General features: G+C 34.1%; 10 protein-coding genes. 1 reads left to right on the top strand and 9 read right to left on the bottom strand.

The window, feature by feature from the left end; translation table 11 throughout:
- Positions 1-247 precede the first annotated feature (247 nt).
- The 7 genes from HNQ94_RS01165 to HNQ94_RS01135 all read right to left on the bottom strand — a co-directional run bounded on the left by HNQ94_RS01165 (position 248) and on the right by HNQ94_RS01135 (position 7,466).
- Positions 248-1,537: an arsenic transporter gene (locus HNQ94_RS01165; protein ID WP_260400878.1), complete on the bottom strand. Its 1,290-nt coding sequence runs from the start codon at positions 1,535-1,537 to the stop codon at positions 248-250.
- A 68-nt stretch (positions 1,538-1,605) separates the two neighbouring features.
- Entirely contained in the window at positions 1,606-1,950 is a 345-nt protein-coding gene (locus tag HNQ94_RS01160) for an ArsR/SmtB family transcription factor (RefSeq protein WP_174496405.1), read from the bottom strand.
- A gap of 166 nt (positions 1,951-2,116) precedes the next feature.
- Positions 2,117-2,731, bottom strand: coding sequence for a YfgM family protein (locus HNQ94_RS01155; protein ID WP_174496404.1), 615 nt, complete (start codon positions 2,729-2,731; stop codon positions 2,117-2,119).
- Positions 2,732-2,867: 136 nt separating this feature from the next.
- Positions 2,868-3,650, bottom strand: a complete 783-nt coding sequence (locus tag HNQ94_RS01150) for a FixH family protein (RefSeq protein WP_174496403.1) — start codon at positions 3,648-3,650, stop codon at positions 2,868-2,870.
- 174 nt (positions 3,651-3,824) lie between these two features.
- Positions 3,825-5,642 (bottom strand): sensor domain-containing protein, encoded by a 1,818-nt coding sequence (locus HNQ94_RS01145; protein WP_174496402.1) that lies wholly within the window; start codon positions 5,640-5,642, stop codon positions 3,825-3,827.
- Positions 5,643-5,692: 50 nt separating this feature from the next.
- Positions 5,693-6,982 (bottom strand): methyl-accepting chemotaxis protein, encoded by a 1,290-nt coding sequence (locus HNQ94_RS01140; protein WP_174496401.1) that lies wholly within the window; start codon positions 6,980-6,982, stop codon positions 5,693-5,695.
- A gap of 118 nt (positions 6,983-7,100) precedes the next feature.
- Positions 7,101-7,466, bottom strand: coding sequence for a Na-translocating system protein MpsC family protein (locus HNQ94_RS01135; protein WP_174496400.1), 366 nt, complete (start codon positions 7,464-7,466; stop codon positions 7,101-7,103).
- A 318-nt stretch (positions 7,467-7,784) separates the two neighbouring features.
- On the opposite strand from HNQ94_RS01135, the gene HNQ94_RS01130 reads away from it, so the two are divergent.
- A complete protein-coding gene (locus tag HNQ94_RS01130) occupies positions 7,785-9,800 on the top strand; it encodes an ABC transporter permease subunit (RefSeq protein ID WP_174496399.1) in 2,016 nt (671 codons plus the stop codon).
- A 9-nt stretch (positions 9,801-9,809) separates the two neighbouring features.
- Here HNQ94_RS01130 and HNQ94_RS01125 read toward each other — a convergent pair whose 3' ends face one another.
- Positions 9,810-11,285, bottom strand: coding sequence for a potassium/proton antiporter (locus tag HNQ94_RS01125; RefSeq protein WP_174496398.1), 1,476 nt, complete (start codon positions 11,283-11,285; stop codon positions 9,810-9,812).
- A 198-nt stretch (positions 11,286-11,483) separates the two neighbouring features.
- Positions 11,484-12,653, bottom strand: a complete 1,170-nt coding sequence (locus HNQ94_RS01120) for a DUF6612 family protein (RefSeq protein ID WP_246200007.1) — start codon at positions 12,651-12,653, stop codon at positions 11,484-11,486.
- Between the last annotated feature and the right edge of the window lie 15 nt (positions 12,654-12,668).

Genomic DNA, 12,668 nt, shown 5'->3' with positions numbered 1-12,668 from the left:
TTACCACTATCCTTGAATTAGAAAGTCAATCTTAGCGTAGGCAGAATACGCAGACTCCTACGGGATAGCACGTGTCTGAAGACCCCGCAGCGGTGGTCTTCCGCGAGGAGGCTGAGGCCGTGCCCGTGGAAAGCGAAGTATTCTGCCGAAGCGGTCGTATGCACTCATCAAAATGCAAAGCTATAGTTATGTCGTAGTTTAAGTAATCAACGATATAACAACAACAATCTTTACGAAAAGAGCATTTTTATAAAACTAATAACCATAAATATAGTCCAACTAGTGTAATAAACAAAGTTGGAATCGTTAATATGATCCCGGTTTTAAAATAAGTACCCCACGAGATTTTAACTCCTTTTAATGCAAGTACATGGAGCCACAGTAATGTAGCTAGTGAACCAATTGGCGTAATTTTTGGTCCTAAGTCAGAACCAATAATGTTGGCATAAATAAGGGCTTCTTTTGTAATCCCGGTTGCATTAGTTTCTGCAATAGCAAGCGCATCAATCATAACTGTTGGCATATTGTTCATTACGGAAGAAAGGATAGCTGCAATGAAGCCCATTCCAACCGTTGCCACAAACAAACCTTGATCAGCCGCTGCTTGTATTAAATCTGCTAAAACGGACGTTAAACCTGCATTTCGAAGACCGTATACAACGACATACATTCCAATAGAGAAAAACACGATAGCCCATGGTGCGCCCTTCAGCACTTCACTCGTCTTAACTGCTGGACTTTTTCTCGCCATCATTAAAAAGAAAATGGCAATAACACCTGCAACAATAGACACAGGTATGTGGAAAAATTCACTAATCAAATACCCAACGAGTAAAATAGCTAATACGTACCAAGACATTTTGAACATCCCATGATCCCGTATTGCTTCGTTTGGATTTTTTAAATCAGTTAATTGATAGTTTTTCGGAATACTCTTTTTGAAATACAAATACAGAACCAATATACTAGCCAATAAAGAAAATAAGTTTGGAACGATCATCCGAGTAGCATACTCAATGAACCCTATTCCAAAAAAATCAGCGGACACAATGTTTACTAAATTACTGACAACTAACGGTAAAGATGTTGTATCTGCTATAAATCCACTCGCGATAATAAATGGAAAAATCATTTTTTCACTAAAATTTAAGTTACGTACCATTGCTAAGACGATAGGCGTTAAAATTAATGCTGCTCCATCATTTGCAAAAAATGCAGCTACTAACGACCCAAGAATCGCTACATAAACAAACATGCGTACCCCGTTTCCTTTTGCAGCCTTTGCCATATGTAAGGCAGCCCATTCAAAGAAACCGATTTCATCTAAAATAAGAGAAATAATGATGATGGCAACAAAGGCTAATGTAGCATTCCATACAATGGATGTAACGTCCACAACGTCATCAAAATTAACGACGCCAACTAACAATGCAACAATCGCACCCCCACAGGCTGACCAACCGATAGATAATCCCTTTGGTTGCCAAATTACTAATATTAGTGTTACGAGAAATATCATAGATGCTAATAATACCAATCTTCACCCTCCAATTAATCATTAGAAAAACTCGACTCATCGTCAATTCCATAAAAATAGAATTTAGATTACGTACAAGAAACTCTTAACCCTTTTTTTTCTAAGTCATAAAGTTTATCATTTTGATTTTGAATTTGTTCTAATAAGTGCTTTACAAAGGGATAAACCTCACTATTTTGATTTAAAGAATAGATTATCCATTGACCTTTCCTTGCCTCTTTCACTAAACCAACATCCTTCAGTTTACGAAGGTGCTGACTTATAGCGGGTTGACTCATTTGAAATAACGCAACAAACTCACAAACACAACAGTCGTTATGTTCTAGTATTTTCACCATAGTTAGGCGTGTTTTATCCCCTAATAATTTTAATATAGTTGCCGCCGATTCCATTTCTATAGTCTGCTTTAGCATGTATCCACCTCCAACTCATAATCAAATAAGGGTAACTTATATTTTTTAAAAAATATATAACCAATTGCTTATATAATAAAACGCTTATTTATTCTAGTCAATTATTCCACTTTTAATACTTTTATTTCTGTAAAAAAGGACACTCCCATAGGAATGTCCTCTACGCTTAATCATGTTGATGTAAATTTTTATACATGAGATAACATTGTAACCCTTTTGTTTCTAACATTGCTTGTTCTAGTATACCTTTTGCTTCATCCTTATCTCCTGCTTTTAGAAGTATCTCCGCTCGAACTGTTTCTTTCATCCATCCCGTTAACTGGTTGTCCGCAACAGCTTGTGCTTCATCCATCTTCCCTTCTTCTACCAAAACAAGTGCTTCATAATAAGATTGGTATTTTGCTGGTTGAATATGAGGAAGTTGCTCCCTAGCTTGTTCGGCATCTTTCTTATAAAGGGCATATATAATCGTATGTAAAGCTTGCCTTGCTGGAGCTTTATACTTTGCCATAACCTTTTCGAAAGAATGCTCTACTTCATCCTTTTGATCATTTGCAACTGCATAAACAAAATGAAAAAATGGATTCTTTTTGTTCATTAATAAAAACTTCTCTGTTTTCTCTATATCCTTTGTACCATACAATGGATAGAACATACGAAAATATGATAATACACCTACTACTAACAGGATAATAATCATTGCAGGAACAAATTCGACATCTAGCATTGCTAAAACTAAACCTTGCGCAAATAATGTGACATAAAAAACAATGTTGTTCACTACGTTTCCTCCTACTTTTTGTACCCATTTCAAATGGAATAAGTATCATACTAACATTTTACTATATTTGCTTTCGTTTCAAACTGTTTTCTACATTAAAAAACACCACCCAAATAGAGTGGCGTTTCATTATCCTTTATTCAACTGTTATCGTTGTTTGTGTATGGTCATGCAAATCACCTTTTACAAAATGAAGTTTGATGTGGTATTCTCCACTATTAGAAAATGTATATGGAGTGACATACTCACCATCTACAGATTCTGTTGCCTCCACATATTCGTGCTTTTCTTGACCCTCCTGCCAAACTTCAAACTCTACTTCTGCATCCGTTAAAGCTTCACCATTTTGTTTTATATGGGAGATTAGAGAAATTTCCCTGTCTTTCTGAACAGTAGAATCGACTTGTATATGCATGACAATTCCAGTCGCATCATGGTGATCACCGTGAGCATGTTCATGATGATCATCATCTTTTTCTTCCTCAGTTGAAGATACATCAGCATCACCAATAGTTAACTCAAGTTTAGGCATATTGTGCATTTGTCTTGCAGTTACATGGGCAATTACATAATAGATTCCATGCTCCTCTACAGTTTTTTCTATAGAGTATATTCCTTCTCCTTGAAATTCCCCGTCTATCATTTCATGCTCTTCCTCTTGATCTTTTTTCCAAAATTCAAACTGTACTTCATCCGCATCATTTACCAACTCATCACCTTGCGTTACTTTTGCTTGTATCGCAATAGTTTCGTTAGGTTGAAGATTATCTAAACCCGGTTCCGTCAGTATTTCTACATCAATCATTTCTGGCAACTCTGGTGTTTCCTTATCAGAAGTATCCTGAGTACTATCCTCTTTGCTACAGGCGACAAGAATAATAAAACAAAAACTTAAAATCATTATTAGACGTAATTTCATTGTATTTCTCCTTATATCTAAAATATTTATTTTCGATTGATTACTCATCAAGTATATATTGAAGCAAATGAATGAAATACTCAATACACAACCTAATAAATGTGTGACAAAAAAGGCACTATTACATTATTAACCAAAGAAAAAAGGAGTAGTCATTGCCACTCCTCATTAAATTCATACTAATATTTTCTTTTCAATTTCATCTGCATCTACCGGTTTACTAAAGTAATAACCTTGCGCAACAGGACAACCCAAATCTTTAAGAACGTCTAACTCCTCTTCCGTCTCTATTCCTTCAACTACTACAAGCAACCCTAAGTTCCTTCCTATATCAATAATACTTTTTATCATATGCTTGCCATATGTTTTGGAGGCTAAGTCTTGAACAAAAGATCGGTCTACTTTTAGCGTATCTATCGGTAAATGATTTAAAACACTTAACGAAGAATATCCTGTTCCAAAATCATCAATAGAAATACCAATACCTAGGTCTTTAATTGCATGCAGCAGCGGAATTATTAGTTTAGGGACAGATGTTACACTTTCCGTAATTTCTAATTCCAAATAGTTAGGATGAACATTGTATTGATCTAATAAATTTTTTAAGGTTTTTAAAAAATCTTCTTGCTGAAGTTGAATGTTTGAAATATTGATAGAAACCTTTACTAGTGGGTGCCTTTTGTCCTCCCACTGCTTTAATTGTCTTAATGTTTCTTTTATTACCCAATTTCCAATATCAATTATTAAATTAGACTGCTCTGCAATTGGTATAAATTCTGCTGGTGATACTTGACCTAATTTTTTATTATTCCATCTTAGTAGTGCTTCCATTCCAATAATCTTGTTCGTATGCAGGTCATATTTAGGTTGATAATTTAAGGACAATTCATTTTCACCAATAGCCTTTTTTAATTCGTTTTCCATTAAGATCTTTTTATTCGTAAGTAACTTAATTTTTTCATCGTAAAACAGATAATAGTTTTTATCCCTATGTTTTTTTGCTTCATGCATTGTTAAATCAGCATACTTGATTAGTTCTTCTAACTCAGTTGAGTCTTTCGGAGATTCGCTAATCCCAATACTAGATGTTACGACAAGACTATAATTTTCAATCTTAAACGGTGTTGCAATTTTATTAATAATTTTACTCGCAAGGTCTTTTACACATTGGACATCATCCGTTTTCATAATAAGAATAAACTCATCTCCACCTATGTGAAAGGCAAAAACGGAATCAGACTTTAAAGTGGATAACCTTTGACCAACATTTTTAAGTAACAAATCACCAACGCTATGGCCGAGTGAATCATTAATAAATTTAAAACGGTCCAGATTAATAAATAAAAGAAAAATTTTTTGGTTGTTGTCTATACTTTTTCTTAACTCATTTAACAGTGTTCGGCGGTTAGGTAAATTCGTTAAATCATTATGAAAAGCCATGTGTTGGATTAAATCTTCATTTCTTTTTTTATCCGTGAGATCTCGAACAACACAAATCACTTTATTAGTACCCTGAATTTTGGATATGGATAATTCGTGTGGAAAGTAAGTACCATTCTTCCTAAGACCCTTAGCCTCTCCGCGCCAGTGACCAGTCTTATTTATTTCAGGATTGACATGTTTTTTCATCCATAACAAAGTTGTTTCATCAAAACAGTTATGCCAATGCTTTAATTCCCCTTCTTCGTATCCATAAAGTTTGTTGTGAGCTTCATTTATAAATTCAAATTTTCCCTCACTATTCGTAATTCCAATCCCATCCATTGTAGATTGGAGACCTTGTCTATATTCGCTTATATGATGCTTATAATTTGTCACTGTCTTTTGGGAATTTCTAAATTTATCAATCACCAAACCAATTAACCATCCAATTAACAAATTAAACAGTAGTACAAAAAGATGAAATATGGATAAATGGTCAATGTAATAATAGGCTGAACCATTGATTAACAACACAATCATTGGACATAGTATTCTACCAAGATAGTTCATAGCAAAACCCCTAATCCATGTCATAGACAGAACTGATAAACAACAACTTCTTAAACTTTAAACTTACGAATTAAACCATTTAATGTATCTGTTAATTCATCCAAGGAATTACACATTTCTGCTAATAAGTGAGAAGTACCATTAAGTTGTTGGGTGGAGGATGCAACCTCTTGTGATCCTGCTTTTGATTCTTCCACCACACTAGCTGTGTTAGTTGTTAAGTCAACAATTTGTTCATTCCCAGCTACTAATTCTTCAATTGCTGCACTTACTTCTTCTATTCTATTTTTTATGTTCTTCGTAGCGTGATTAATTTCTACTATGGATTTTTCCGTTTGGTTTACGGAACTTACCATTTCATTCATTTCACCATCACTGAGCGTTATATCTTCCACAATTTTAAATATACTCTTTTGGACGTCATACACTAGATGCTGAATTTTCTCTGTTGATCCTTTTGATTGATCTGCTAACTTCCTTACCTCATTAGCAACAACCGCAAACCCTTTTCCCGCTTCTCCAGCCCTTGCTGCTTCAATGGCAGCATTGAGTGCAAGTAAATTCGTTTGTTCCGAAACACCATTAATAATATCAATAATCGTTCCTATTTCATCTGACTTTTTCGTTAATTCAGTCATGTTATCCTTTGTTTTGTCTAACCTTTTTTTAACTACGTTCACTTTTTCCATAGATGTTGTGACTGCATTTTCACCAAACTCTACTAGTTCATTTACTTTAGTTGCTGATTGATCTACAATTTCTATACTTGTAGCTATTTGCTGACTAGCAGCCGAGGTCTCACTAGCTGTTTCAACAATTGAATGTATATCATTTCCAATTTGCTCATTTCCGCTAGCTATCTGCTGGGTACTACCAGCTACATTTTCGGAAACCATTTGGGCCTCTAGAGAAGCATTTTTTAACTCCTTACTACTTACTCCGAGAAGTTCGCTAGATTCTTGTATTTCTTTTATTAATCCCCTTACTTTATCAGCCATAAGATTAAAAGAATCGCCGAGTTGCTCAAATTCATCACCAGTATGTATCTTAGCTTGTTTTGTAAAGTCATTATTAGATAATCCAACAGCTAAATCTGTTAAATTCTGTAACGGTTTTTTTATAAAAAAACGAATAATTACAAATGCACCTAAAGCCCCTAGTAATATCGCTACTACTGCTGATGTAATGTTTAGTAGTAGTAGATTTGGTATGTATTGTTGTGCAATACTTAAAAAAGTAGTTCGAAGTGTAATTATGATAAAAAGTAATAGGACAATTGTTGTTGTTAGTTTGACCTGTAAATTTAATTTGAACGGAAAGATCTTTTTTATTATGTTCAACCCCCAATAATCACATTGTTAAAGTAAATTTTTCAAAATAAAAAGGCTATGAAAAGTAAATAAAAGAAGCATACTTTTTCATAGCCTTGACTATACCTATTTAAGTTATAATCAACTACTATTTAATTAACTGTTTTTCAATATTATTATTAAGTACAATAATAATATATAAAAAACCTTTATCCAAATCAGGATTTAATATAATTTTTTCGGTATAAGAATTAAGGCCTTTGCCTTCTAAGGTTTGATCTATTAATTTTTTTCCTTCTGTAAGATGTTCCCTATTAAATTTATCAAGCCCATTATTCTCCATAATAAATCTGTACATCGATTTTTCCATGCGCGAAAATGCTAAATTCATTTTCACATATATGGTGTGACCTAAGATTTTTGCGTTTACATCAATAGGTCCTCTTCCACTGAGTTCTTTACGATATTTGGACAATATGTTCGTAATGGATTGCTCAATATCTAATTTTTCCATTTTTACCCCCCTGTATTATGACTTGCTAGCCTCAGAAGGAAAAAATGAACGTACGGAACAACTAACAACTATATACCCATGAGCCCCTTTTAACCTTCAAATGAATTGATGTTATAAGTCTGCTCATCTAAAAGAATAGGTAAAAAGTCACTTTTTGTCAATAATTATCATAATATTTTCACAAACTCAATTATTATAATTATTCCCATTTAATTAAGCAAGCAATTTGACTTGATCATTTTAACTTATTGGAAAATCCGAAACCATTTTAAACAAAAAAGCGTAAACACTATATCACGTGTTTTGGAGAGTGAAGCAATGAAACCATTAAAATTATTAACACACTACTTATTAGGAATTATCGGCATTGTCTTTGTTAGCTGCGTTATCGTATTTTTTGAAAATGGAATGAACTTTAATATAGGTGACTATTTTAAAAATATATTATCTGTCTTTCAGAGCCTCCTTAACCCAAGTGATTGGTATTTTCAAAAATTAATAGGCTATCAACTTGTGGATACACCAATTATTTCCTATGTAGCCGATAATTACACATACTCTATGACAATATTATTCTCCTCCTTACTTATTGCGTTGTTTGTAGGTGGAGCACTTGCTTTTTTCACATCCATACTTCCGGTTAAATGGAAAAGTTTTATTCACCGCCTATTAAACTCCTTAGAGGCATTGCCCGACATATTATTTATCTTTTTACTACAGTTACTTGTCATATGGTTTTATAAACAGTGGGGATACTTGCTTTTCCAGTTTGTTACGTTGGGAAGCGAGAAAGTGTACTTATCACCGATCCTATCCTTATCCATTCTTCCAACCGTACTATTCTACAAAGTAATATTATTGCTTTTAGAAGAGGAATGGAGCAAAGAATATGTACCATTAGCAAAAAGCAAAGGATTTTCAAAGGGATATATATTATTTCATCACTGTTTACGCAACATAAAAACGAAGTTGTATATCCAGTCAAAACCGATTGTGTGGGCTACTTTATCTAGTTTGTTAGTAGTGGAATACTTACATAACTTTTATGGAATTATTCGATTTGTATTTTTTGATACGAGACCATTTATTATTGCCTTTACATTAATCTTAATTTTTACACCTTTTTTTATCCTATATCATCTATTAAATTATCTGTTTAAACTAGATAGCCAGGACCGAATAGTCGATAATGCACAATCATTCAGACAAATTAGACTGTTTTCCTTTCAATTTTCCAAAAGTACACCTACGTCTATATTCAAGAAAACCCTAGGAGTCATGAAAAAATGGATTAGGAGCTTTTTAACATTGTGTAAGAACATAAAGTTCTTACTCGGATTTTTATTTATATTTGGCCTAAGCGTATTTAGTATTTTATACAGTACATTTAAAGATGAACCTATTAAAAGGATGAAAATATTAGAAGATGAAGATGGCAAATTACACGGGCCATCCTTTTCACCATCCCAGATGCTACCACTAGGTTCTGACTCTTATGGCTATTCGATTTTAGATATGTTAATTGTCGGTGCAAAATATACAATTCTACTTTCGGCACTCATTGCCTTATTACGGGTTTTGTTTGGTTATGTATTAACGATTCCATACATGTTCTGGCTAGGTGAACGTTCCAAAAAAGCTATCAATAAAATTGCTGATGGCATGCAATTTTTACCATTAAGCTTGTTAGCTTACGTTCTACTACTTCCCATTATTGGATTTAGTGAAAGAACAGTTGGGCAGACGTTTATTTTCCAAAACTTAGTTGTGGAAGTAATCATTTTGACTGTGGTTGTCATTCCTGTCCTTTTGAATACGATTGGAAGTGAGTCGAACCAATTAATAAATAGTGAATATGTCCAAGCAGCGATTGTGACCGGATCAAGCCGAAGTAGTATTTTCTTTAAACATATCACACCACATTTATTGCCTAAAATGGCTTTCTTATTTGGACAACAAATGATGCAAGTGTTACAAATTTTTATCCATTTAAGTGTATTTCAAATCTTTTTAGGCGGAACATTACGGGAGAGTTTTCCACCAAGGTCCTTTACTAATGAGTGGACTTCCTTATTTGTCTATTTGCGAGAATCAATTGTAACTGGACAATTTTGGATTATCCTACCTCCACTATTTTTATATATTTTACTCATCTATTCGATTCAGGCTATTGTGAGGGCTATCATTGAGGAACAACAACGGAAAATCGGAGTTCATTACGGTACGGATAATAGAAAAAGAAGGAAAAGAGAAATAGGTTTTCCTTATAAAGAACCTTCTACACAAGATTTTACATTTATTAATACAGATAAAAGAAAAAAACAGCTATTGTAAGCTGTTTTTTTATGTCTCATTATCCGAATGAAACATCTTTTTTATTTCTTTTATACTGTCCTTTTCAGCTAAAATGTACATAATATCGTTCTCTAAAACCTTCGTATCTCCTCTAGGAGGTATAAGCTGATTAGCTCTGATAATCGCATTTATCACTACATTTTCCGGTAAATAAACATCCTTTAATGATTGGTTTATAAAATTATGACCAGCACCAACTTGAACCTCTATAATTTCCACATTAGCTTTACCAATGGAAACAAGCTCCAACGTATGAGGAGCTTTCGGCTTCGCTTCACCGTTTAAACCAAGGTATTGTGCAATCCAAGGAATAGAAGTGCCTTGAATAAGTGCAGATGTTAAAACAACGAAGAAAACAATATTAAAGATAAGTTGACTATCGTCAATTCCCATAATTAATGGAAATGTAGCTAAAACAATAGGGACAGCTCCTCGCAAACCTGCCCAAGAAATGAATGTCATTTCTCTTACATTAAATTTGAAATAAGGGATAGATGCAAAGACCGCTATCGGGCGCGCAATGAAAATTAATATAAAAGAAAGAAGTAATCCTTTCCAAATTAAATCCCAATTCATTAATTGTGAAGGAAATACGAGTAACCCTAAAATAATAAACATCACTATTTGCATCATCCAAGCAAAGCCTTCGTTAAACCTGAGAATAGAGTGCCTGTATGTTAAGTCCCTATTACCAATAACTAAAGCAGCAACATATACAGCTAATAAACCACTTGCATTTACCATAGCCGTAATACTATAAGTTAAAATAGCAAAGGCTATCGCAAGTACTGGGTATAGACCACTTGAATCTAGATTTATATGGTTTATTGATTTGGAGCCAATAATTCCAAACAGATACCCGAGCAATAAACCAACACCCATTTGCCAGAAAAACGACAGAGTCAAAATAAAAACATTAACAGATTCTATCGTTATTAGCTGAATAACAGATAATGTTAAAAATACAGCCATTGGATCATTCGTACCTGATTCGGCCTCTAATGTAGAAGAAAGTTTTTCCTTTACATTTTGCCCGGATAATACAGAGAATACGGCTGCTGCGTCGGTTGAACCTACAATGGATCCAATTAAAAACGCTTCGAACCATCCAATACCTAGGATGAACTTAGCACTAACTGCAACAACCGTAGCTGTTATCAATACTCCGATTGTAGCTAGGGAAAGTGATGGTCCTGCTACTTTTTTGACAGAACCCCATTTCGTTTGTAGTCCACCTTCAAATAAAATAATAACTAAAGCTAGTACACCTATCAATTGAGCAAGATTCGCATTATCAAAGTATATGATATTTAAAACATCACTACCCATGATCATACCTAGCACAATAAATAACACAAGAGCAGGTACACCTATTCTTGTAGAAAATTTGGTTGTAATTACGCCCAGGAGCAATAATAAGGAAAAAAGCAGTATAAAATAGTCGGTATTAAAATGCTGGAGCATAAGACCCTCCCGTATGTTTTATAGTATAAAAAAAGATTAAAGTGTTTAATTTTTTGAGGAAATTGGGGGTAAAAGTGGTGATGGGACATTGTATATTAATCTTTATAATTTTATCATAAGATATTAGTATTTAACTAATAGAAAACTTTAACGAACCACACAAAAGACCAGGATCTTTTCCCGGCCTTTGTGTTCTTCTTATTCTACACTTTGAGCAAATTCAACAAATTGATCCCTCGTGATTTCAGGACCTCCACCCATTAACTCTAAAAACAATCCGTTATGCTCCCAGGTTAAAACATAAAACCCTTCCATATCATAAAGTAATCCTTCCGTTCCTTGAATGGTAACGGGTTCCCCTTCCATCGTTTCATCGAAAGGTTCGTACTCATCCTCAGATCGATAAGTACTTAACATAAACCCATTTTCATAATCCTTTTCATAACTCAACATTACCATGTCCATTGTTTCATCATATAAGCTTTCAATTAGGGAGTAATCTTCTGGAAGATTTCTCACCTGAGGAATGGTGTAGTCGACCATTTCTTGTATTTCTTCTATTGTCATTTCTTCAGGGAAACCTAAGGAATCAGCATCACCCATGAAGTCTTCTACAGCCGTATCCTTCACTTCATCTGGTATAACAATTGGTTCTACACTATTCACATTGGATATATCAAACTGCGCCTCTAGCTGCATAGGAGTTGTTGTTTCTTCCTCCACTATCTCTAAGTCAGCACTTATTTGTTGAGACATTTGAATGAAGGTATCTTTATCTATTCGAACTTCTAGATCTAAGCTGTTTACATTTATGGACTGAATCATAGGTTCCATTGCTGGATCCGTTGGTAGCTCCCCCATTGAGGATTGAACGAGTTCCTCTACTAATTCACTATATTCCTCGCCCTCACCTGACAAACTTAATACATACATATTCCCGTCTTCCGTCATTTCAAATTGATCACTAAATGGGATTAATTTTTCTGCTTCCTCTTTATTTAATTGATCAAAGCTTTCAATTCCCAATTCTTCCTTATCCATGATGAACCATTCACCAAACATACTCATATATGCTTCATCCTGGTTTACATATGTTTCAAAATCCATGGACATCCCTAACATCCCCATGGACATCATTAAATACATCGTATCAGGACTATGCGTGATGTCCCCACTAATATCCATCGTATTTTCCATGTCCATCATATCCATGTTCATCACCATATTGATGGAATAACTATCAAGTGTATCAACCGCTTCAGCTGATTGCGTTAAAACTTCCTTTGCATCTAATTTTTCAGCTCCGCCGCCACAGGCTGACAAAATCACAGTAAATAAGAGCAAAACTAATACAGCATATTTTTTCATCACAAGTTTTCTCTC

This window comes from Salirhabdus euzebyi, from assembly GCF_014207435.1.
Classification (GTDB): Bacteria; Bacillota; Bacilli; order Bacillales; family Alkalibacillaceae; genus Salirhabdus; species Salirhabdus euzebyi.
This window is presented reverse-complemented; position numbering and strand designations above follow the sequence as displayed.

What these genes read in the sequence shown, in the direction of transcription:
- HNQ94_RS01160 (WP_174496405.1), bottom strand. Translation starts at nt 1,950, where the DNA reads ATGCTAAAGCAGACTATAGAAATGGAATCGGCGGCAACTATATTAAAA.
- HNQ94_RS01150 (WP_174496403.1), bottom strand. Translation starts at nt 3,650, where the DNA reads ATGAAATTACGTCTAATAATGATTTTAAGTTTTTGTTTTATTATTCTT.
- HNQ94_RS01145 (WP_174496402.1), bottom strand. Translation starts at nt 5,642, where the DNA reads ATGAACTATCTTGGTAGAATACTATGTCCAATGATTGTGTTGTTAATC.
- HNQ94_RS01135 (WP_174496400.1), bottom strand. Translation starts at nt 7,466, where the DNA reads ATGGAAAAATTAGATATTGAGCAATCCATTACGAACATATTGTCCAAA.
- HNQ94_RS01130 (WP_174496399.1), top strand. Translation starts at nt 7,785, where the DNA reads ATGAAACCATTAAAATTATTAACACACTACTTATTAGGAATTATCGGC.
- HNQ94_RS01125 (WP_174496398.1), bottom strand. Translation starts at nt 11,285, where the DNA reads ATGCTCCAGCATTTTAATACCGACTATTTTATACTGCTTTTTTCCTTA.
- HNQ94_RS01120 (WP_246200007.1), bottom strand. Translation starts at nt 12,653, where the DNA reads ATGAAAAAATATGCTGTATTAGTTTTGCTCTTATTTACTGTGATTTTG.